Source organism: Kurthia populi (assembly GCF_042686175.1).
GTDB classification, from domain to species: domain Bacteria; phylum Bacillota; class Bacilli; order Bacillales_A; family Planococcaceae; genus Kurthia; species Kurthia populi.
Genome location: NZ_JBHUOR010000140.1, coordinates 32,048 through 53,783, shown reverse-complemented (window position 1 = coordinate 53,783; position 21,736 = coordinate 32,048). Strand labels below are relative to the sequence as shown.

Below are 21,736 nucleotides of genomic sequence, written 5' to 3'. Positions count from 1 at the left end.
GGGGAAAAGCATTATGGCACAAATGTATTACAATCAGGACATCAACGAGAAAGTATTAGAAGGGAAAAAAATCGCAGTAATCGGTTACGGTTCACAAGGTCATGCACACGCACTTAACCTAAAAGAATCTGGTTTTGACGTACGCATCGGTATCCGTCCAGGGAACTCTGCAGATCGCGCGAAAAATGATGGCTTAGACGTAAAATCAGTAGCAGAAGCTGCACAAGAAGCAGATGTAATCATGGTTCTTCTTCCAGACGAAACACAAAAAGCAGTATACGAAGCGGAAATCGCACCAGGTTTAGTAGCTGGTAACGCTTTAGTATTCGCTCACGGTTTCAACATCCACTTCGAACAAATCGTAGCACCTGCTGATGTGGACGTATTCCTCATCGCACCAAAAGGACCAGGACATTTAGTTCGTCGTACATACCAAGCAGGCGCTGGTGTACCAGGATTAATCGCTGTCTATCAAGATGCCACTGGCCAAGCAAAAGATTTAGCCCTTGCTTACTCTAAAGGAATTGGCGCAGCTCGTGCAGGCGTTCTTGAAACAACGTTCAAAGAAGAAACAGAAACAGATTTATTCGGTGAACAAGCGGTACTTTGCGGTGGCGCAGTTGAGCTAGTAAAAGCGGGCTTTGAAACATTAGTAGAAGCAGGTTACCAACCAGAAATCGCTTACTTCGAATGTTTCCACGAATTAAAATTAATCGTTGACCTAATGTACGAAGGCGGTATCGAAAACATGAACTATTCAGTATCTGATACAGCTGAGTGGGGCGAATACGTTTCAGGTCCACGCGTTGTAACAGCTGAATCAAAAGCAGCAATGAAAGATGTATTAACAGACATCCAAAACGGTACATTTGCTCGCGAATGGATTCAAGAAAACGAAACAAATCGTCCACAATACACTGCGAAAAAACAAGCAGTTAAAGATCACCAAATCGAACAAGTTGGCGCTAAATTACGTGAAATGATGCCATTCGTAGGTCAAAAAGCTTCTGCTGAAGTAGTAGGTAAATAAGATGACGAAGATTGATATCTTTGATACAACCCTTCGTGATGGAGAACAGTCAGCTGGTATTAATTTAAATACTGGAGAAAAACTTGAAATTGCGAAGCAGCTAGAACGTCTAGGTGTCACCATTATTGAAGCAGGATTCCCGGCTTCATCACCTGGCGATTTCGAAGCTGTATCACGTATCGCAACAACAGTGAAAAATTCGACTGTGACTGGATTAGCTCGTGCGATGCAAAAAGATATTGATGTGACATGGGAAGCACTTAAACATGCTGAAAACCCTCATATCCATGTGTTTCTTGCGACGAGTCCAATTCACATGAAATATAAGTTAAATAAAACACCTGAAGAAGTGATTGAAGCGAGTGTTGCTGCTGTAAAGTATGCAAAGCAATTTTTCCCGCTTGTTCAGTGGTCTGCTGAAGATGCCTTCCGTTCGGATAAGGAATTTTTAGTACGCATCATCGATGAAGTAATCAAAGCAGGTGCTACAACGATTAACGTACCAGATACAGTAGGCTACGCAAGTCCTGCTGAGTACGGTGCATTATTCAAATACTTGATTGAAGAAATTCCAAACAGCGACTTAGTGAAATTCTCATCTCATTGTCATGATGATTTAGGAATGGCTGTAGCGAATTCGATTGCAGCAATTGAAAATGGTGCACGTCAAGTAGAATGTACAATCAATGGTATCGGCGAACGTGCAGGGAATGCCTCACTAGAAGAAATCGGTGTCGCCCTACACATTCGTAACGATATTTATCAGACGGAAACAGGTCTTAATCTTTCGGAAATTACACGTACATCTCGCCTTGTTAGCAAATTGACAGGTTCTCCTGTTCAGCCAAACAAAGCTATCGTTGGGAAAAATGCTTTCGCTCATGAGTCAGGCATTCACCAAGACGGTGTACTGAAAAATCCAGAGACGTATGAGATCATTACACCGGAGCTTGTCGGTGAAAATAAAGTGCCACTTGTGCTAGGGAAACACTCAGGTCGTCATGCGTTCAAAGAGCGGGCAATCGAGATGGGCTTTGATTTAGCAGATGATCGTCTACAAAATGCATTTGTTGCATTCAAAGAGTTAGCAGATAAGAAAAAAGAAATTACCGAAGAAGATTTATTGACGTTATTAACGGATGAGACGCTAGAAGTAGCTGATATTCCGAAATACGTTTTACAATCTGTGCAAGTACAATATGGTACGGAAAATATTCCGACTGCAACGGTACGCGCAACGAAACCTTCGGGTGAAGAAGTAACGGTTGCTTCTACTGGCTCAGGTTCTGTTGAAGCTATCTTCAATACACTTGAAAAATTAGTCGAGGAACCGGTGAAAATTTTAGATTATCGCGTATCATCTGTTGGCTCAGGCCGCGATGCATTAGGTGAAGCAGTGATTAATATTGCTTACAAAGATGGTAAATATCGTGGGCGTGACGCGGCACAAGATGTTTTGAAAGCTTCTGCTGAAGCGTATCTTGATGCGATTAATCGTGAAATTATTCAAGCGCAATTACGCGTAAAAGAATTAGCATAACTACTTGAGACTGCCTCAAACGGGGCAGTCTCATCTATTACATACTGTTTAACTTTGAAGGGAGACATTCTTATGGAAAAGAAAATTACGGCTTTACCAGGTGACGGCATCGGTCCAGAGATCGTGTCAAGTGCTGTACAAGTACTACAAGCTATCGCACAAAAATACAATCATACATTCCACATCGCAGTAGGTGCTATTGGTGGTGCGGCAATTGATCAATTCAATGATCCGCTACCTCAAGAAACAATTGATTTATGTGAGGCGAGCGATGCGATTTTATTAGGTGCAGTTGGAGGGCCAAAATGGGACAATAACCCATCAGATTTACGCCCAGAAAAAGGCTTGTTACGCATTCGTAAGCACTTTGATTTATTCTCTAACCTACGTCCGGTTCAAGCGATTCCATCGATGTTACACTCGTCTCCTTTAAAAGAAGAAAACGTGAAGGACGTAGATTTACTAATCGTGCGTGAATTAACAGGAGGTCTCTACTTCGGTGAACGTAACCGCGATGAGGAAAATGCGTACGACACACTCACATATAGCCGTAAAGAAATCGAGCGCATTGTCGACAATGCCTTCCAGTTAGCTCGTCTACGCAACAAACGTTTAACATCGGTAGATAAGGCGAATGTACTCGATACATCTCGCTTATGGCGCCAAATTGTTGAGGAGAAAAAAGCGGATTACCCAGATGTGGAAGTAGAACATAGCTTAGTTGACTCAACAGCAATGAAATTAATTACGAACCCCGCTTCCTATGATGTCATCGTAACGGAAAATATGTTTGGTGATATTTTATCAGATGAAGCCTCTGTTATTACAGGTTCACTAGGGGTGCTACCTTCTGCATCTATGCGTGGCGATAACTTTGGTTTATACGAACCAGTCCATGGCTCAGCACCAGATATTGCAGGTCAAGGTATTGCGAATCCTGCTGCAACGATTTTATCTGCGGCGATGCTTTTGCAATATACGTTTGAATTATCAGATGAAGCAAAAGAAATTGAGCAAGCTGTTGCGCGCGTATTTGAGCAAGGGTTCTTCACAGGCGATATGGCGGCAAAAGGAACAGCCGCATTATCAACAGATGAATGGACAGAAAAAGTTATTGCAGAAATTAATCCATCGTATGTACCTGATACATTAGCAAATCTACTATAAGAAAGGATGACGATATATGGGAAAAAATATTATTGAAAAAGTTTGGGATAATCACATCGTTTATGAGGAGCCTGGTAAACCGGATTTATTATTCATCGACCTACATTTAGTCCATGAAGTAACGAGTCCACAAGCATTTGAAGGCTTACGCTTAAACAATCGCCAAGTGCGTCGTCCAGATTTAACATTTGCAACGATGGATCACAACGTACCAACGCAAAATTTACCAGTCATCAATGACCCGATTGCTAAAAAGCAAATTATGACACTTGCTGATAATTGTAAGGAATTTGGTATAGAGCTAGCAGATATGGGCCACCCAGACCAAGGGATTGTCCATGTTATTGGGCCACAACTGGGCTTAACACAGCCGGGTAAAACAATTGTTTGTGGCGACTCGCATACATCGACACATGGTGCTTTTGGTGCCATTGCTTTTGGAATTGGGACATCTGAAGTAGAACATGTACTCAGCACGCAAACTTTATGGCAAAATAAACCGAAAACGATGGAAGTACGTGTTGAAGGTGAATTAGGCTTTGGTGTTGCGGCAAAAGATATTATTTTAGCCATTATTGCGAAATTCGGTATTGATATGGGTACGGGACATATCATTGAATTTACTGGTGATGCCATCCATAAGCTATCAATGGAAGAACGTATGACGATTTGTAATATGTCGATTGAAGCGGGTGCAAAAGCGGGACTAATTTCACCAGACCAAATTACCGTTGATTATCTTAAAGGGCGTAAATTCGCGCCACAACAGCAATTTGAAGAAGCTGCGACACATTGGTTATCACTAGCGTCTGATGCAGATGCCACATACGATGAAGTTCGCATTATTCAAGCATCTGAAATCGAGCCAATCGTGACATGGGGCACAAACCCATCTATGGGGGTTGGCGTCTCACAAACGGTGCCAACAGCAGCTGACTTCGCAGAAGAATCAGATAAACAAGCACTTGAAAAAGCATTAACATATATGGATTTAGAAGCAGGCACCCCAATTACGGACATCGCCATTCAACATGTCTTTATCGGTTCGTGTACAAACTCTCGTTTACATGATTTACGTGCAGCTGCAGCGGTTATCCAAGGACAGAAAGTGCATGATGGTGTACGTGCAATCGTTGTACCAGGTTCTTATTCTGTCAAACAGCAAGCAGAAGCAGAAGGGCTAGATCAAGTATTCTTAAATGCAGGCTTTGAATGGCGCGAATCTGGTTGTTCGATGTGCTTAGCGATGAATGAGGACGTGGTACCTGCTGGTGAACGCTGTGCGTCAACATCTAATCGTAACTTTGAAGGCCGTCAAGGTGCGGGCTCACGTACGCATTTAGTATCGCCTCCAATGGCCGCAGCAGCCGCAATCGCTGGCCATTTCGTTGACGTTCGAGAAATTATGAAAGCATCTGTATAGGAGGAGAGCCGAATGAAACCAATCAATCAAGTAAACAGTGTATTAACGCCATTAAATCGCAAAAACGTAGATACCGATCAAATCATTTCAAAAGAATTTTTAAAACGTATTGAGCGTACAGGCTTTGGTCAATATGTTTTTTATCACTGGCGTTTCGATGCACAAGGAAATCCAATTGAAGATTTCGTCTTAAATCAGCCGCAATACAAAGGGTCAAGCATTTTAGTCGCACATGATAACTTTGGCTGTGGCTCTTCTCGTGAACATGCACCATGGGCCATCTTAGACTATGGTTTTAATGTTATTATTGCACCGAGTTATGCGGATATTTTCCATAACAACTGCTTTAAAAATGGTATTTTACCGATTGAATTATCGATTCCAGAAGTGGAAGAGATTTTAGCGACAGCAGAAGCAAATCCAACGGAAGCTATCGTTAATTTAGCGCAGCAAACGGTAACAGTAGGTGACAAAGTGTATCATTTCGACATTGATGGCTATTATAAAGAGACATTATTAAATGGTTGGGATGAAATTTCGTTAACAATTCAATATGATGAGCATATTAAAAAATACGAACAATCTCATAAGGCATTTGTGTAATAACGCATAAAGCAAGCAGGAAACGGATACAACGGTTTCCTGCTTTTTTTGTAGGATTGTAAACAATAGAAGACGGTTTTTATGTGTATTTTTGCAGTGAAATGGAATAGATTCACTACTATATGCATGATATTCCTAAAAAAGGAAAAACACTGTGTTTTACGAAAAAAGAAAACGGCAATAGTAGACTATCTTATAAATAAAAGGAGTGTACAGCATGAACAACTTTGTAGAAGCAATTCAATCGTTACAAGCAGCAAGTATTCAACGAGATAAAACATCAAAAGGGATTCGATATGAGATGGACGGTCACTTAATGATGAAACTACATCGTAATCAATTAAAGCCAATCGAAGCAATGATTAATGAGCGCGGTATTGTTGAAAAACGATTAGTCGATAATGCAGATCGCATTGAGATGCATCAATTCGAGCAAGTCATTTCTTCAAAAGCAGGAGATTTTGCTAAATTATTTTAATATTATTACAATCAAATAAGGGATAAAGGGCTGTCAAATCTAGGGGACGATGAGGTGGCCTTTTTATTATTGTCTTATAACAGATTAATTAAAAAATTATAAAAAATACTGTACAAATAAACTATTCCGATGGTAAAATAGAAAATGTTAAAACATACGGCATCATCTATTAAGAATATTTATTACATTTTTATAAACAATCGATTTTATGGGAGAGATCGAGCGTTATTGATGCCGATATGGAATATTTCTTCTGAATAATCTGTATCATAACAGCTTGACAGAGCTTTTACAAAAGGGGTGTAAGCATTCTGTCAACGGAAGAAATACTGAAATGTCGTATCGTACGTTAAGATAAGGGGTTATCTTAGCCTATACATAGTGTTTAAAAGGGCAGATACGATATGTTCAGCGTTCAAACAAAGGGTTTTACAATAGAACACATAAAAAGGAATCGCTTCGGGCGGTTCTTTTTTTTAGTGCGAATAAAGTGCTATACTCAACTTATTGAGGAGTGAGCGGACGTATGGAATTTAATAAACAAACACGCGAGCAATTACTACAACAACAACTCGCGGCTATACATAGTGATACCCATGTGTTAATTAAAAAAATGCAGCAAGAATTGCAAAATCCAAGCGATGATCAAAGCGAGCCTGTCTTTATTGATGATGTACTAGTAGCAGAGGCAGTGAGCTTGTTACAGCAAAGTGTAGCGAATCAAAAAGAAGCACAATATGAGTTGGGACACTTATATCGTGGTATTGGTATGATGGCACTTAGTGTGAGTTGCTTTGAGCTTGCGGCAGACAACGGCTATTTAGCGGCAATGTACTGGTTAGGAAACTTTTATTATGAAGGCATTGGTGTCGATGAAAATATTGAAAAAGCCTTTTCGTATTATGAGTATGCGGCGAAGGCTGGGCTTGCAGATGCGATGAATAATTACGCAGATATGTATTTCCGCGGCGAAACAGTGCCGCAAAACGATGAAATCGCATATCATTGGTTTTCAAAAGCGGCAATGCTTGGTGTATCTGAGTCGATGTTTACGCTTGGGTATATGTTTGAAAATGGTGTCGGCGTTGAACTAGATGAGGAGACTTCTCTTTATTGGTTTGAACAGGCAGCAAATAATGGCGATTTATATGCGGCAAATTATTTAGGGCATAAAGCAATGCAACGTGCGGCATTTGATGAGGCGTTCATCTGGTATTTACAAGCAGCAACAGGGCAAGATGTCGAAGGAGAATACAATGTGGGCTTTTGCTATGAAGAAGGCATTGGGACGATGCAAAATTTACAAAAGGCGAAATATTGGTATCAACGTGCGGCATTACAAGGTGATACACAAGCAAAAGAAAAACTAGCGCGTTTTTAAGAAAATGAAAGCGGGAATAGCAGTTAAAAGGGAGGTGGCGCATATGCGACACCATATCGAACAACTACTTATGCTAGAGCAGCAGCTATCACTCCAGCTTCGAGACGATTTTGAACGGCAAAATATGAATGAAGCTAAAACGGTATTGCAATTGCCGCGTTTTCAGCAAGTGAGTATTGTGCGACAAATTTTAGCAGACTGTGCGCATGTGCATCTTGCATTATATGAGCCGACAGCAAACTCAGAAATGTGCACTAAAATTGATGCATTGCGTCAGGCATTGCATACGCAGCAACTACCACAGCATATGGTAATGATTGATGCGCTTTGCTACTTTGAGCAGTGGTATGAGGCAGAGGATGCAAGGTTGTTAATGGATAAACCAGCCTATTATGAACTGAAATGGGCGATTGCCTATGCGATGACCTGGCTCGATGAACCGCAAACATGGGCGAATTTAAAAAAGTATATTGCGCCGATTATCGAGAGATTTGAACAGCAGTATCCAGGCTATGATTTTATGCTACAGGCGGAGCGCGCATTAAGCGATTTAGCGGATATTGACCAGCTTCTTTTAGTAACGGTAGATAGCCAGCAAACAAGACGCTTTTTAGCCGTTACAGCGCCAGAACGGCTGAATCAGCTTGTGAGGCGCGTGTATCAGCATCAGCCATTCATATTGCTAACACTGAATCTACAACAGCAATTACACCGCGCTTATGAGGCACAGCTTATGTATAAATGAAGCAGGAAACGTAAAAAGCGTTTCCTGCTTTTTGTATTCCGAAAAGTAGGCATAACGATAAGAACTATTCTTTTTTGGAATAGTAAGTATTCCAATGATTGACAGCGTTATACTTAGTCATATAGCCAATTATCCATTTTTGAGGGGGAATGTTTGATGAAAGTGGCATTATTTGCGACATGTTTAGTCGATGTATTTCAAACAAATGTAGGGAAAGCAACGGTACAATTACTCGAGTCACTTGGGTGTGAGGTGACCTTTCCAAAAGGGCAGGTTTGCTGTGGGCAGCCAGCATATAATTCTGGGTATGTAAAAGATGCTAAGGAACCGATGCGCCATATGATTGATACATTTTTACATGAAGAATGTATTGTGACACCATCTGGCTCATGCGCAACGATGTTTAAGGAATACCCGCATATTTTTGCGGATGATCCTATTTATGCAAAGAAAGCACAGCTTGTAGCTGATAAAACGCATGAATTAACAGAATTTTTAGTCAACGTATTGGGCGTAACCGATGTAGGAGCTAGTTTTCCCCATCGCGTGACCTATCATTCATCTTGTCATATGACGCGTTTACTCGGCGTCAAAGATGAGCCACGTATTTTATTACAGCATGTCAAAGGGCTAGAGCTTGTAGAACTGCCGAATGCGCATAATTGCTGTGGTTTTGGTGGCACATTCTCTGTGAAAATGGGCGACATTTCAGAGCAAATGGTCGATGAAAAAGTAGATTGTGCACTGCAAACCGATGCAGACTATTTAATTGCCTCAGATGGAGGATGCATGATGAATATTAATGGGCGTATGCATCGTCGTGGTGAAAAAATGACAACGATGCATATTGCGGAAGTTTTAACGCAGCATGAGGGGGTGTAGCGAATGGCGATTCAATTTAACCAACATAAATTTAATGATAATGTAGAAGAAAATTTACAAAATGATTTTATGCGAGGTGCTGTTGCATCTGCACAAAATCATTTGTATACAAAGCGCCTAGATGCTGTGGAGGAATTAGGTGACTGGGAAGAGTGGCGAAACCATGCGCAGGAAATTCGCCAGCATGTGCTAGAAAACTTAGATTACTATTTACACGAGCTTGCAAGCAATGTCGAAAAAGCAGGTGGTCATGTACATTTTGCTCGCGATGCAGAAGACGCCAATGCGTATATTCGTGAGGTCGTACGTCAAAAAAACGCCAAAAAAATTGTTAAATCAAAATCAATGGTTACCGAAGAAATTAGCTTAAATGAGGCATTAGAGGCAGAGGGTTGCCAAGTGCTTGAAACGGATTTAGGGGAGTATATTCTTCAATTAGAAGGCGATAAGCCATCACATATTGTTGCACCGTCATTGCATAAAAATAAAGACCAAATTAAAGAGGTATTCGTTGAAAAGTTGGGCTATGACCCACAAAATACATCCGAAGCGGGCGAACTAGCACGCTATGTGCGCGGTATTTTACGGGATGAATTTTTAACGGCAGATTTAGGGGTGACGGGCTGTAATTTTGCTGTTGCAGATAGCGGCTCGATTTGTTTAGTTACGAATGAAGGCAATGGCGGCCTTGTCACAACGATTCCAAAAACGCATATTGCAGTCATGGGGATGGAGCGTCTTGTGCCGTCGATGGAGGAGCTCGATGTATTAGTAAGTATGCTAACACGTAGTGCAGTTGGGCAAAAATTATCGAGCTATGTCAATATTGTCACAGGGCCAAAGCATCGCGATGAAGTAGATGGTCCTGAGGAATTCCACCTCGTTGTATTGGATAATGGTCGTTCATCGATTTTAGGTGGAGACTTTGAAGAGGTGCTGCAATGTATTCGCTGTGGTGCATGTGTTAATACTTGTCCGGTGTATCGTCATATCGGCGGGCATTCGTACAATTCGATTTATTCAGGGCCGATTGGTGCGGTACTGACACCATTATTAGCAGGCTATGATGATTATAAAGAATTACCTTATGCCTCTAGCCTATGTGGTGCATGTACCGATGTATGTCCGGTGAAAATTCCGTTACATGAATTATTATTAAAGCATCGCCAAGTTATTGTCGAAGAAGAAGGACGTGCGCCAGTAGCGGAAGGTGCGATGATGAAATTATTTGAATTTGGTGCCTCGCGTTCGCCACTATATCGTCTCGGCACAAAAGTTGCGGCAACGGCCATTCGCCCATTTGCAAAAGATGATATGATTTCAAAAGGACCTGGACCATTAAAAGCTTGGACGGATATACGGGACTTTCCAGCGCCTAAAAGGGAAAGTTTACGTGATTGGTTTGATAAACGTGATAAAGGTGGGGAAGCATAATGGAAAAAACACAATTTTTAGCAACACTTGCCTCTCGACTACAGCGTGATGTCAATACGACAAAAAAACCAGCGCGTAACTGGCAACATCGACCACAGGAGCAACATTATACGCCAATGAATAATGCGGAATTACTCGTGGCATTTAAAGAGCAGTGCACACGCATTCATACAGATGTTGTGGAAACAACACGCGAAAATTTATCCGAAGCGGTGGCGCAAGTTGTCAACAAATACGGTGGTCCGTTGTCTGTCTGGGATGATCCACGCTTTGCAGAGTATGGCTTAACGCCGTTATTCACCACAATATTGCCAGCGCAAAATACGGCGGTGTATACATGGAGTAATCAAAAAACGCGTGAAGAAAATTTTGCAGAAGCAAATGCTGCGCGTATTGGTCTCGTATTTAGTGAATATGCGTTAGCGGAATCGGGAACGGTTGTGTTGTATTCAGCAGACGGGGCCGGGAAAGCGGTTGGCTTATTACCACATGCATTTGTCGCTATTATTCCACAAAGCTCGTTACTACCTCGTATGACGCAGGCATCACAAGCAATTCAGCAACGTGTAGATCGTGGTGAGCTATTACCACATGCTATCGATTATGTTTCAGGTCCTAGTAATTCAGCGGATATTGAAATGAAACTAGTCGTTGGGGTTCATGGACCAGTAGAAGCGACCTATATTGTGTTAACAGATTGTTAACGTTTTCCATCTTCCCTTCTATTATAATAGAAGGAAGGTGGATTTTTTTTGTATAATTTCGTATAATGAAAGTGGATAAAATGCTCGTAAATTTTGAAAATTCACTACTTATGTAGTAAAAATCAGTCAAACGAGTGTTTTAGAGGCCATAATATTGAAGGAAGGCAGTATGAATGAGTAGACCAATTTTATTTTATGATGGTGACTGTGGATTTTGTTCTTCCGCTGTTCAGTTTATTTTAGACCATGAAACTAGTGAAAGTTTTCTATTTGCACCGCTACAAGGCGAATTAGCGGCACAGGAATTACCGGGAGTGCTCGTAAAGGATTTAAATACAGTCGTTGTCAAGCATCAAAATGTCATTTATACAAAGTCACAGGCAATCTTTTTCGTTGCACGTTATTTGAAAAAGCCATATCATTTTATGCATTTTGGAAAATACATCCCTAAAGCATTCAGTAACCAGATGTATGATATTGTTGCGAAAAATAGATATTCCTTATCGAAAGTTAGTAAAACATGCAAAATCCCATCAGAAAATGAACGGAAACGCTTCATCCACTAACGAGGTCATAAATAAAACTTATCACAACGCATAAAAATAATTTTATTTACTTATGTGCTGTCGTTCGGTATCATTGGTTTTGGAGAAAAGTAGTACAAAATTTGTAACCTTTTCATTATGAACATATTAGAGGGGGACCATCAATAATGGCAAACTTACACAACAGCCGCGCATCTTTCGAAGTTAATGGTAAAACGTACAACTATTATAACCTTAACGCGATTGAAGAAGCAGGCGTAGCAAAAGTATCTAACTTACCTTACTCAATCAAAGTATTACTTGAATCAGTATTACGTCAATATGACAACTACGTAATCAAAGAAGAGCACGTAGATAACTTAGCAAAATGGGGTACAAAAGAAGCAGACACAACTGGTGAAGTACCATTCAAACCATCTCGCGTAGTATTACAAGATTTCACTGGTGTACCAGTAGTAGTAGATTTAACTTCTCTACGTACAGCAATGAAAGACATGGGTGGTAACCCAGACGAAATCAACCCTGCAATCCCAGTTGATTTAGTAATTGACCACTCTGTACAAGTTGATAAATACGGTAACGCTGGTGCACTTAAAGCAAACATGGACCTTGAATTCGAACGTAACGCTGAACGTTACAACTTCTTAAAATGGGCTCAAACTGCTTACAACAACTTCCGTGCAGTACCACCAGCAACTGGTATCGTTCACCAAGTAAACTTAGAGTATTTAGCTCCAGTAGTACACGTTAACGAAAACGCTGACGGTACATTCGAAACATTCCCTGACTCAGTAGTAGGTACTGACTCTCATACAACAATGATCAATGGTATCGGCGTTCTTGGATGGGGCGTTGGTGGTATCGAAGCTGAAGCTGGTATGTTAGGACAACCTTCTTACTTCCCAGTTCCAGAAGTAATCGGTGTAAAATTATCAGGTAAATTACCTTCAGGCACAACTGCAACTGACTTAGCACTTAAAGTAACTCAAGAATTACGTAAAAAAGGCGTAGTTAACAAATTTGTTGAGTTCTTCGGTCCTGGCGTTGTAGGTCTTCCATTAGCTGACCGTGCTACAATTTCAAACATGGCTCCTGAATACGGTGCTACTTGTGGTTTCTTCGCAATCGATGAAGAATCATTAAACTACATGCGTTTAACAGGTCGTGACGAAGAACACATCGCTGTTGTAGAAGCTTACTTAAAAGCGAACAACATGTTCTTCGATCCAACTTTAGAACCTAACTACACTTCAGTAGTAGAAATCGATTTAAATGCTATCGAACCAAATCTTTCTGGTCCTAAACGTCCACAAGATTTAATTCCATTATCAAACATGAAAAAACGCTACCACGAAGTAGTTGTAGCTCCATCAGGCGTACAAGGTTTCGGCTTAACTGAAGAAGAATTCACTAAATCTTCTACAGCTAAATTCGCTGAAGGCGATGTTGAAATCCCTGCAGGTGCTGTAGCAATCGCTGCAATCACTTCTTGTACAAATACTTCTAACCCATACGTTTTAATCGCTGCTGGTCTTGTAGCTAAAAAAGCGGTTGAAAAAGGCTTAACTGTTCCTAAATGGGTTAAAACTTCATTAGCACCAGGTTCAAAAGTTGTAACTGGTTACCTAAATGATTCTGGTTTAACTGAATACCTAGATCAATTAGGTTTCAACACTGTAGGTTACGGCTGTACTACATGTATCGGTAACTCAGGTCCATTACTTCCAGAAATCGAAGATGCAATCAAATCAAATGATTTATTCGTAACTTCAGTACTTTCTGGTAACCGTAACTTCGAAGGCCGTGTTCACCCACTTGTAAAAGCTAACTATTTAGCTGCTCCTCCATTAGTTGTAGCTTACGCATTAGCTGGTACAGTTGATATCGACCTACGTGAAGATTCATTCGGTAAAGACAAAGATGGCAACGATGTATTCTTCGATGATATCTGGCCTACAACTGATGAAATCAACGCTGTATTAAACCAAGTTGTAACTCGTGACCTATTCCAAAAAGAATATGAAACTGTATTCACTGCTAACGAAGCTTGGAACGCAATCGAAACTTCAACTGACACTTTATATGAGTTCGATACTAAATCAACTTATATCCAAAACCCACCATTCTTCCAAAACTTATCTGCTACTCCAGAAGATATCGAAACGCTTTCTGGTTTACGTGTATTAGCTAAGTTTGGTGACTCTATCACAACTGACCATATTTCACCAGCAGGTGCAATTGGTAAAGAAACACCAGCAGGTAAATACCTGATTGAAAACGGTGTTGAAATCCGTAACTTCAACTCTTACGGTTCTCGTCGTGGTAACCACGAAGTTATGATGCGTGGTACATTCGCAAACATCCGTATCCGTAACCAAATCGCTCCAGGTACAGAAGGTGGTTTCACTACTTACTGGCCAACAGGTGATGTTGAGTACATTTACGATGCTGCAATGAAATATGCTGAAACAAACACTGGTTTAGTAGTATTAGCTGGTAAAGACTACGGTATGGGTTCATCTCGTGACTGGGCTGCCAAAGGTACTAACTTACTAGGCGTTAAAACAGTTATCGCTGAATCATACGAACGTATTCACCGTTCTAACTTAGTATTCATGGGTGTTCTTCCATTACAATTCTTAAATGGTGACAACGCTGAATCACTAGGCTTAAAAGGTGACGAAACATTCGCAGTAAACATCGCTGAAGGCGTTAAACCTCGCGATATCTTAACTGTAACAGCTACTAAAGCTGACGGTTCTGAAGTTAAATTCGACGTATTAGCTCGTTTTGACTCAGAAGTAGAAGTAGATTACTACCGTAACGGCGGTATCCTACAAATGGTATTACGTAATAAATTAGCTGAAAACAAATAATTTGAAGCGTATGCTTGTAAGAAGATAAGGTGCAAACCTTATCTTCTTTTTTTATATAATTTTTATGAAAAATAATAACTCGCTAGTCTATATAAAATAAAAAATAACCTATAAAAACAATTAAGCAGGGTATCAGCTGAAAAACGCGCAAAAGTGTTAGCCTATTAATGGCAATAGTAAAAACTTTGCGCGCTATAAAGCGAATATTTGTGGTGTAGATTTGAATCGTAACTACAATGTTGTATGGAAGCAAACGTCTACATCACCTAGAGTACGCTCTTACCAGTTTTATAAGGGTCCGAGTGCTGTGTCAGAGCCTGAAACAAAAGCCATGGTGAAGTTTGTGAAAGCGTATAATTTTAAAACCTATATTGCCTATCATTCATCAGGAGAAATACTGTACTGGAAATACAAACAAAATGCGACACAATTAGCACAGCATCGACCACTCGTGATGCAGTTTCAACAAGTGACAGGATATCGCCCAGACAACACTACAGGCGCTGTGAGTGGTTCTGGCGCTGGACAGGATTGGTTTGTGGCGACGACTGGAAAAACCGGTATTACAATTGAAATTGCGCCATATGACGGCAATCAGTCAGTTCCTAACAGTCAGTGGTCAAGCATATGGAAGAAAAATAAATACGTTAGCTTACTTGTTGCCAAAGAAGCCGCAGCGCGTTAATTCAAGTCTTTTCTTTTGTTGGTAACTGCGTCATAATGGGTGCTGAGGTGACCAATTATGTTTACAAGTATAAAGGAAATCGAAATTCGCTATGCAGAAACAGACCAAATGGGTGTCGTTTATCATGCCAATTACGTCGTGTGGCTTGAATTAGGACGTTCACAACTCATTACAGATCTTGGATATTCTTTCATTGAAGTAGAAGAAAAAGGCTATGTATCACCAGTTATGAACGTCAATATTAACTATAAAGCAGCCCTTCGCTATGGGGAGCCGGCTTTTGTTAAAACATGGGTAAAATCACAAGATAAATTGCGAACAGTCTACGCTTACGAAGTACTACATGAAGATGGTACCGTAGCTGCGACAGCGACAACAGAGCATATTATTGTGAAAAAAGAAAATTTCCGTCCTGTATCATTTAAAAAAATAAATGAAGAATGGTTCAATAAATATATTGAAATTGCGGAACAACAAGCTTAAATGCTTACATAGTAAAAAAGGGCCGGAACAAAAAACGCCCCATTCTTTTTTTAGCGTTCACAACGAAAAACCGGAACCGCACTACTGCGCGATTCCGGTTTTTCTTATACTCCTAGAAGTGGTCATTTTTACACGTATGTCAAAGTCTCTTTTTATGTAGAGAAGGTGCTATGGTTTTACATAGTCATACGTTAACTCTTCTAATTCAGTGTTTACATCAACATGTAAATCGTGGTCATTAAAAAACCATAAATCATCGTTTTCGATAAAGAAATGAATACCATCTACATCATTTATGACAGCTTCTTCAATCGGATCATCAAATGTGACACCAATTGAATAGCCTTCATGAAATGGATTCGATCCGCCATAGCGCGCGAAAAACTTAATCGAGCTTGAAGGCTCGGCATCCATTTCTTCTTTGAACCAATTTAATGCAGCATTTGAAATAACAATTTTCATGATGGAAAACACTCCTTTGTTATAGCCAAGTGACTTTTGGTTCGGTGCCAGCTTTAATGCGTTGAATATTTGAACGATGACGATAAATAACAAAACCAGCTAATAACGTAATGATTAATAATAATAGCCAATCGTCTGTCATGAAAAAATGTACAACGGCATAAACAAAGGCAACAACACCACCAAACATCGAAGCAAGGCTAACCATTTTGAACACTTTTAAGCATACCAAGAAAGCAAGGACAATTAAAAGGAAAACGGGCCAGTGATAGCCTAAAAGAACGCCAGCTGATGTAGCAACCGCCTTACCTCCGCGAAATTTTGCGAAAATCGGGAATACATGTCCAACAACAGCTACCAGGCCGGCAACTAGCGGTGGTACACCACTACCAGCAAAAACACTTAATGTAGGTAATAGCGTAGCTGCTGTTCCTTTTAAAATATCGATGACCATCGTAATAGAGCCAGCTGGTTTTCCGAGTACACGAAATGTATTCGTGGCGCCTAAGTTACCGCTGCCGTGTTCGCGGATGTCTGTTTTAAAAAATGCACGGCCAATCCATAAGCCCGTTGGAATAGAACCCAATAAATAAGCTAAGATAAGGACAAGAAATAAGTTCATGCAAAGAGCTCCTTTTAAATTTTAGTAGTAGGTGCTAATAATATATACTAATTATTTTAGCATATATGATAAACAGGTTACAATTGAACATTTGTCTTTCATATTCTATTCTTATTTTGCTTTCAATTCAACGTTTGTAGTACAATAATGCGTGAGTCAATTCGTGACGTGAGCAGTTGACAGTGATATAATGAGTGTTAAACTAAGGAAATACGAACGGGTGTTTGCACTAGGGGGAATTTTTTTGACAACAAAACAAACAATGACATCTTATAATGAAGATGCGATTCAAGTATTAGAAGGATTAGAAGCGGTTCGAAAACGACCAGGGATGTATATCGGTTCTACGGATGGACGTGGTCTACATCACCTTGTTTACGAAATTGTCGATAACGCAGTCGATGAAGCATTAGCAGGATATGGTAATCATATCATCGTAAAAATTCATGAAGATCAATCGATTACGGTCATTGACCATGGACGTGGTTTACCTACAGGGATGCACAAAACTGGCAAACCAACACCAGAAGTTATTTTTACGGTGCTACATGCCGGCGGTAAATTTGGTCAAGGTGGCTATAAAACAAGTGGTGGTTTACATGGTGTAGGTTCATCTGTTGTAAATGCCTTATCAAGTTTATTGGAATTAGAAATTCATCGTAACGGTGAAAAATATTATATGCGCTTTGAAAATGGCGGGAAGCCAGCTACAACATTAGAACATATCGGTTCAACAAAAGATTCTGGGACAATGGTGCATTTCAAACCAGACCCAGAAATTTTCTCTGTTACAAAATTCAATTTCGACATTTTAGCAGAGCGTTTGCGTGAGTCTGCCTTTTTACTAAAAGGTTTAAAAATTGAACTAATTGAAGAAGCAACAGAAAAACATGAAGTATATCACTATGATAATGGGATCGAAGCTTTCGTATCTTATTTAAATGAAGATAAAGACGTATTACACCCCGTTCACTATATTGAAGGAACTCAAGATGAAATTGAGGTCGAGTTTGCATTCCAATTTAACGATGGCTATTCAGAAACGATTCTGTCATTTGTCAACAATGTTCGTACACGCGATGGCGGTACACATGAGACCGGTGCAAAAACAGCGATGACACGCGTCTTTAATGACTATGCTCGCAAAATTGGTTTGTTAAAAGAAAAAGATAAAAACTTAGATGGTTCAGATATTCGAGAAGGCTTAGCAGCGATTATTTCGGTGCGAATTCCTGAAAATCTTTTACAATTTGAAGGCCAAACAAAAGGTAAATTAGGCACAAGTGAAGCACGCGGTGCAGTCGATGGTGTGATTCAACAAAAATTGATGTACATTTTAGAAGAAAACGCAGATCTATCTGCATCACTTGTTCGTAAAGCAATTCGTGCACAACAAGTGCGTGAAGCGGCGCGTAAAGCACGTGAGGATGCGCGTAACGGCAAGAAAAACAAAAAACAAGCAAATATCTTGTCGGGTAAATTAACGCCTGCACAATCAAAAAATGCGTCGAAAAATGAATTGTATTTAGTCGAAGGGGATTCTGCGGGTGGTTCTGCGAAACAGGGGCGTGACCGTACATTCCAAGCGATTTTGCCATTACGTGGGAAAGTTGTGAATACTGAAAAAGCAAAAATGCAAGATATTTTAAAAAATGAAGAGATTGCGACGATTATTCATGCAATTGGAGCAGGGATTGGTACAGATTTTAAAGTAGAGGATTCTGCTTACGATAAAGTAATCATTATGACCGATGCCGATACAGATGGTGCGCATATTCAGGTGCTATTATTAACATTCTTCTTCCGTTATATGCGCCCGCTTATTGAAGCAGGAAAAGTATATATTGCACTGCCACCTTTATATAAAATATCTAAAGGTAGTGGCCGTAAAGAAGTCATTGAATATGCTTGGACAGATGAGGATTTAGATGGTGCCATTGCAAAAGTTGGGAAAGGCTACATTCTACAACGCTATAAAGGGTTAGGTGAGATGAACGCTGACCAATTATGGGATACAACAATGAATCCTGAAACACGTACATTAATTCGTGTAACAATTAATGATTTAGAGCGCGCTGAACGCGGTGTTTCGACATTGATGGGTGATAAAGTAGAGCCCCGTCGTAAATGGATTGAATCCAATGTTGACTTCAGTATGGAAGAAGATAGTAACATTTTAGAAAATGAGTTTATTGCAGAGGGAGAGGTTTAGTAATGGCTGAGAGCTATCAAAATCTTCCTTTAGAAGATGTCATTGGAGACCGTTTTGGTCGTTATAGTAAATATATTATTCAGGACCGTGCACTACCAGATGCACGCGATGGATTAAAACCCGTGCAACGTCGTATTTTATATGCGATGTTCAATGAAGGGAATTTAGCGGATAAACCATTCCGTAAATCGGCGAAAACAGTCGGTAACGTAATTGGTAACTACCACCCGCATGGTGATACAAGTGTGTACGAGGCAATGGTTCGTATGAGTCAAGATTGGAAATCAAGCATGCCACTAATTGAAATGCACGGTAATAACGGTTCACTTGATGGTGACCCACCTGCCGCGATGCGTTATACAGAGGCGCGTTTATCAAAAATTTCAATTGAATTATTACGTGATTTACAAAAAGAAACAGTTGATTTCATTCCAAACTTTGATGATCAGGATTTAGAGCCAACTGTATTACCTGCGCGCTTCCCAAATTTATTAGTGAATGGCGCAACCGGGATTTCTGCGGGTTATGCAACGGATATTCCACCACATGCACTTCATGAAGTCATTGACGCTGCATTATTATATTTGAAAAAACCAACTGTGACAGTTGATGAATTAATGAAGGTATTACCGGGTCCAGATTTCCCAACAGGTGGTATTATTCAAGGTGCAGAGGGCATTAAAAAGGCATACGAAACAGGACGCGGTAAAATTATCGTACGTGCGAAAACAGACATTGAACAATTAAAAGGGTCAAAAGAGCAAATTGTCATTACAGAAATTCCGTTTGACGTGAATAAAGCGCATCTTGTGAAAAAAATGGACGACTTACGTTTAGATAAACGTCTAGATAATATTTCGGAAGTGCGTGATGAATCAGATCGCCAAGGTCTTCGTATCGTTATTGAAATGAAAAAAGATGCACCAGCAGCACCGATTTTACCATTCTTATTTAAAAATACGGATTTACAAGTAACCTATAACTTTAATATGATTGCGATTCATAACCGTCGACCAACAATGATGACATTGCCATTAATGTTGGAAGCGTATGTAAATCACCAAAAAGATGTTATTACACGTCGCGCGCAATTTGACTTAAAAAAAGCCAAAGCACGTCTACATATTGTAGAAGGGCTAATGAAAGCTTTATCTATTTTGGATAAAGTTATTAAAGCAATCCGCGCATCAAAAGATAAAAAAGATGCCAAACATAATTTAATAGAACAATTTGCGTTTTCTGAGACACAAGCGGAAGCAATCGTATCATTACAACTGTATCGTTTAACTAATACTGATATTACAGAGCTTGAAGAAGAGCATCTACAATTAACAAAACGAGTTAGCGAACTTGAAGAAATTTTAGGTGATAATAAAAAATTAATTGCCGTATTACGCAAAGAATTGACAGCGATTAAAAAAGATTTTAAAACAACACGTCATTCCGTTATCGAAGCAGAAGTGCAAGAAATTAAAGTCGATATGGATGTTTTAATTCCAAATGAAGAAGTAGTCGTATCTGTAACAGAAGATGGCTATATTAAACGTACGAGTCCACGCTCATATAAATCATCTAACGGAAAAGAATTAGCGATGAAAGAATCGGATCACGTATGTTATCAAGCTTTCATTAATACGCAGCAGCATGTCATGCTCTTTACGAATAAAGGTCGTTATATTTTACAACTCGTTCACGATCTTCCAGACATTCGTTGGAAAGATCTTGGACAACACATTTCAAGTATTGTACCGCTTGATGCAGACGAGCAGCTGATTTCGGTTGAAGGTGTAACGGATTTCAAGGCAAAACGCTCCGTTGTGACAGTTACAAGAAATGGTCAAATTAAACGGACAGCACTAGAAGAATATTTAATTACACGTTTTAATAAAACGTATAAAGCAATGAATGTGAAAAAAGGCGATGAGTTAATTTTTGCACAAATTGTTGATGATAGCACGAAAGATGTTATTTTAGTAACCCATGACGGCTACGAGCTTCGCTTCCCAATGGAAGAGGTAGCACCAACAAGCACGCGAACAGCAGGTATTAAAGCAGCAAACTTAAAAGATGGGGATTATATTGCATCGGTTGTTATTGTCGATGCAGATGATCAGGGCGATGTATTTATCGTGACACATCGCGGGGCAGTTAAACGTATGCGTATTGCTGATTTTGAATTAACAGGTCGTGCAAAACGCGGTTTAACGATTTTACGAGACTTAAAATCAAAACCACATCGTATTGTTGATGTGCGTCGTGTAGAAAAAGATGATGTAGTCGTAATTGAAACGAAAAAAGGACAGCCGGAAACGTTAGCGGTATCGAAATATCGTCATGCAGAGCGTTATTCAAATGGTCAATTTGTGATTGATTGTGATGCTGATGGAGAAATCACGCATATCGCATTAATCAAACAACAATAAATACACAAAAAACCCGGAAACAATTGTTTCCGGGTTTTTTG

The 21,736-nt window shown here is 39.9% G+C and carries 19 protein-coding genes; 17 read left to right on the top strand and 2 right to left on the bottom strand.

Going from position 1 to position 21,736, the window contains the following annotated elements; all coding sequences use genetic code 11:
* Positions 1 to 13: 13 nt before the first annotated feature.
* The 15 genes from ilvC (at position 14) to ACFSY7_RS18560 (ending at position 15,976) form a co-directional block, all read left to right on the top strand.
* Positions 14 to 1,030, top strand: a complete 1,017-nt coding sequence (gene ilvC, locus ACFSY7_RS18630; RefSeq protein WP_126990126.1) for a ketol-acid reductoisomerase — start codon at positions 14 to 16, stop codon at positions 1,028 to 1,030.
* A gap of 1 nt (position 1,031) precedes the next feature.
* Positions 1,032 to 2,570, top strand: a complete 1,539-nt coding sequence (locus ACFSY7_RS18625; RefSeq protein WP_126990125.1) for a 2-isopropylmalate synthase — start codon at positions 1,032 to 1,034, stop codon at positions 2,568 to 2,570.
* A 72-nt stretch (positions 2,571 to 2,642) separates the two neighbouring features.
* On the top strand, positions 2,643 to 3,737 hold the full coding sequence (leuB, locus tag ACFSY7_RS18620) for a 3-isopropylmalate dehydrogenase (RefSeq protein ID WP_126990124.1): 1,095 nt from the start codon (positions 2,643 to 2,645) through the stop codon (positions 3,735 to 3,737).
* A 16-nt stretch (positions 3,738 to 3,753) separates the two neighbouring features.
* Positions 3,754 to 5,160 carry a 3-isopropylmalate dehydratase large subunit gene (gene leuC / locus ACFSY7_RS18615; RefSeq protein WP_380149127.1) on the top strand — a complete coding sequence of 469 codons (1,407 nt, stop codon included), beginning with the start codon at positions 3,754 to 3,756 and terminating at the stop codon, positions 5,158 to 5,160.
* A 12-nt stretch (positions 5,161 to 5,172) separates the two neighbouring features.
* Positions 5,173 to 5,763 (top strand): 3-isopropylmalate dehydratase small subunit, encoded by a 591-nt coding sequence (gene leuD / locus ACFSY7_RS18610; protein ID WP_380149126.1) that lies wholly within the window; start codon positions 5,173 to 5,175, stop codon positions 5,761 to 5,763.
* 217 nt (positions 5,764 to 5,980) lie between these two features.
* Positions 5,981 to 6,241, top strand: coding sequence for a hypothetical protein (locus ACFSY7_RS18605; protein ID WP_139992173.1), 261 nt, complete (start codon positions 5,981 to 5,983; stop codon positions 6,239 to 6,241).
* Positions 6,242 to 6,767: 526 nt separating this feature from the next.
* Positions 6,768 to 7,622 carry a tetratricopeptide repeat protein gene (locus ACFSY7_RS18600; protein WP_380149125.1) on the top strand — a complete coding sequence of 285 codons (855 nt, stop codon included), beginning with the start codon at positions 6,768 to 6,770 and terminating at the stop codon, positions 7,620 to 7,622.
* Positions 7,623 to 7,665: 43 nt separating this feature from the next.
* The gene (locus ACFSY7_RS18595) at positions 7,666 to 8,367 is read left to right on the top strand and encodes a hypothetical protein (RefSeq protein ID WP_380149123.1); all 702 of its coding nucleotides are present in this window, start codon (positions 7,666 to 7,668) and stop codon (positions 8,365 to 8,367) included.
* A 156-nt stretch (positions 8,368 to 8,523) separates the two neighbouring features.
* On the top strand, positions 8,524 to 9,249 hold the full coding sequence (locus tag ACFSY7_RS18590) for a (Fe-S)-binding protein (RefSeq protein ID WP_126990118.1): 726 nt from the start codon (positions 8,524 to 8,526) through the stop codon (positions 9,247 to 9,249).
* A gap of 3 nt (positions 9,250 to 9,252) precedes the next feature.
* On the top strand, positions 9,253 to 10,683 hold the full coding sequence (locus ACFSY7_RS18585; protein ID WP_380149121.1) for a LutB/LldF family L-lactate oxidation iron-sulfur protein: 1,431 nt from the start codon (positions 9,253 to 9,255) through the stop codon (positions 10,681 to 10,683).
* A complete protein-coding gene (locus ACFSY7_RS18580; protein ID WP_380149119.1) occupies positions 10,683 to 11,387 on the top strand; it encodes a LutC/YkgG family protein in 705 nt (234 codons plus the stop codon). The genes ACFSY7_RS18585 and ACFSY7_RS18580 overlap by 1 nt, the downstream gene beginning before the upstream one ends.
* Positions 11,388 to 11,560: 173 nt before the next feature.
* On the top strand, positions 11,561 to 11,953 hold the full coding sequence (locus ACFSY7_RS18575) for a thiol-disulfide oxidoreductase DCC family protein (protein WP_126990115.1): 393 nt from the start codon (positions 11,561 to 11,563) through the stop codon (positions 11,951 to 11,953).
* A gap of 146 nt (positions 11,954 to 12,099) precedes the next feature.
* Positions 12,100 to 14,808 carry an aconitate hydratase AcnA gene (acnA, locus tag ACFSY7_RS18570; protein WP_126990114.1) on the top strand — a complete coding sequence of 903 codons (2,709 nt, stop codon included), beginning with the start codon at positions 12,100 to 12,102 and terminating at the stop codon, positions 14,806 to 14,808.
* Positions 14,809 to 14,971: 163 nt separating this feature from the next.
* Entirely contained in the window at positions 14,972 to 15,493 is a 522-nt protein-coding gene (locus ACFSY7_RS18565) for a M14 family zinc carboxypeptidase (protein ID WP_380149150.1), read from the top strand.
* 57 nt (positions 15,494 to 15,550) lie between these two features.
* On the top strand, positions 15,551 to 15,976 hold the full coding sequence (locus ACFSY7_RS18560; protein ID WP_126990111.1) for an acyl-CoA thioesterase: 426 nt from the start codon (positions 15,551 to 15,553) through the stop codon (positions 15,974 to 15,976).
* 168 nt (positions 15,977 to 16,144) lie between these two features.
* On the opposite strand, the gene ACFSY7_RS18555 is transcribed toward ACFSY7_RS18560, so the two are convergent.
* Both ACFSY7_RS18555 and plsY read right to left on the bottom strand, forming a co-directional pair.
* Entirely contained in the window at positions 16,145 to 16,438 is a 294-nt protein-coding gene (locus ACFSY7_RS18555; RefSeq protein ID WP_126990110.1) for a HesB/YadR/YfhF family protein, read from the bottom strand.
* A gap of 19 nt (positions 16,439 to 16,457) precedes the next feature.
* Positions 16,458 to 17,060, bottom strand: a complete 603-nt coding sequence (plsY, locus tag ACFSY7_RS18550; RefSeq protein WP_126990109.1) for a glycerol-3-phosphate 1-O-acyltransferase PlsY — start codon at positions 17,058 to 17,060, stop codon at positions 16,458 to 16,460.
* 262 nt (positions 17,061 to 17,322) lie between these two features.
* Here plsY and parE point away from each other — a divergent pair, with 262 nt between their 5' ends.
* On the top strand, positions 17,323 to 19,272 hold the full coding sequence (gene parE, locus ACFSY7_RS18545) for a DNA topoisomerase IV subunit B (RefSeq protein ID WP_222424337.1): 1,950 nt from the start codon (positions 17,323 to 17,325) through the stop codon (positions 19,270 to 19,272).
* A 2-nt stretch (positions 19,273 to 19,274) separates the two neighbouring features.
* The gene (gene parC / locus ACFSY7_RS18540; protein ID WP_380149117.1) at positions 19,275 to 21,695 is read left to right on the top strand and encodes a DNA topoisomerase IV subunit A; all 2,421 of its coding nucleotides are present in this window, start codon (positions 19,275 to 19,277) and stop codon (positions 21,693 to 21,695) included.
* Positions 21,696 to 21,736: the final 41 nt, after the last annotated feature.

Coding starts and splice junctions, on each gene's coding strand:
- ilvC (WP_126990126.1), top strand. CDS start 14: ATGGCACAAATGTATTACAATCAGGACATCAACGAGAAAGTATTAGAA.
- ACFSY7_RS18625 (WP_126990125.1), top strand. CDS start 1,032: ATGACGAAGATTGATATCTTTGATACAACCCTTCGTGATGGAGAACAG.
- leuB (WP_126990124.1), top strand. CDS start 2,643: ATGGAAAAGAAAATTACGGCTTTACCAGGTGACGGCATCGGTCCAGAG.
- leuC (WP_380149127.1), top strand. CDS start 3,754: ATGGGAAAAAATATTATTGAAAAAGTTTGGGATAATCACATCGTTTAT.
- leuD (WP_380149126.1), top strand. CDS start 5,173: ATGAAACCAATCAATCAAGTAAACAGTGTATTAACGCCATTAAATCGC.
- ACFSY7_RS18605 (WP_139992173.1), top strand. CDS start 5,981: ATGAACAACTTTGTAGAAGCAATTCAATCGTTACAAGCAGCAAGTATT.
- ACFSY7_RS18600 (WP_380149125.1), top strand. CDS start 6,768: ATGGAATTTAATAAACAAACACGCGAGCAATTACTACAACAACAACTC.
- ACFSY7_RS18595 (WP_380149123.1), top strand. CDS start 7,666: ATGCGACACCATATCGAACAACTACTTATGCTAGAGCAGCAGCTATCA.
- ACFSY7_RS18590 (WP_126990118.1), top strand. CDS start 8,524: ATGAAAGTGGCATTATTTGCGACATGTTTAGTCGATGTATTTCAAACA.
- ACFSY7_RS18585 (WP_380149121.1), top strand. CDS start 9,253: ATGGCGATTCAATTTAACCAACATAAATTTAATGATAATGTAGAAGAA.
- ACFSY7_RS18580 (WP_380149119.1), top strand. CDS start 10,683: ATGGAAAAAACACAATTTTTAGCAACACTTGCCTCTCGACTACAGCGT.
- ACFSY7_RS18575 (WP_126990115.1), top strand. CDS start 11,561: ATGAGTAGACCAATTTTATTTTATGATGGTGACTGTGGATTTTGTTCT.
- acnA (WP_126990114.1), top strand. CDS start 12,100: ATGGCAAACTTACACAACAGCCGCGCATCTTTCGAAGTTAATGGTAAA.
- ACFSY7_RS18560 (WP_126990111.1), top strand. CDS start 15,551: ATGTTTACAAGTATAAAGGAAATCGAAATTCGCTATGCAGAAACAGAC.
- ACFSY7_RS18555 (WP_126990110.1), bottom strand. CDS start 16,438: ATGAAAATTGTTATTTCAAATGCTGCATTAAATTGGTTCAAAGAAGAA.
- plsY (WP_126990109.1), bottom strand. CDS start 17,060: ATGAACTTATTTCTTGTCCTTATCTTAGCTTATTTATTGGGTTCTATT.
- parE (WP_222424337.1), top strand. CDS start 17,323: ATGACATCTTATAATGAAGATGCGATTCAAGTATTAGAAGGATTAGAA.
- parC (WP_380149117.1), top strand. CDS start 19,275: ATGGCTGAGAGCTATCAAAATCTTCCTTTAGAAGATGTCATTGGAGAC.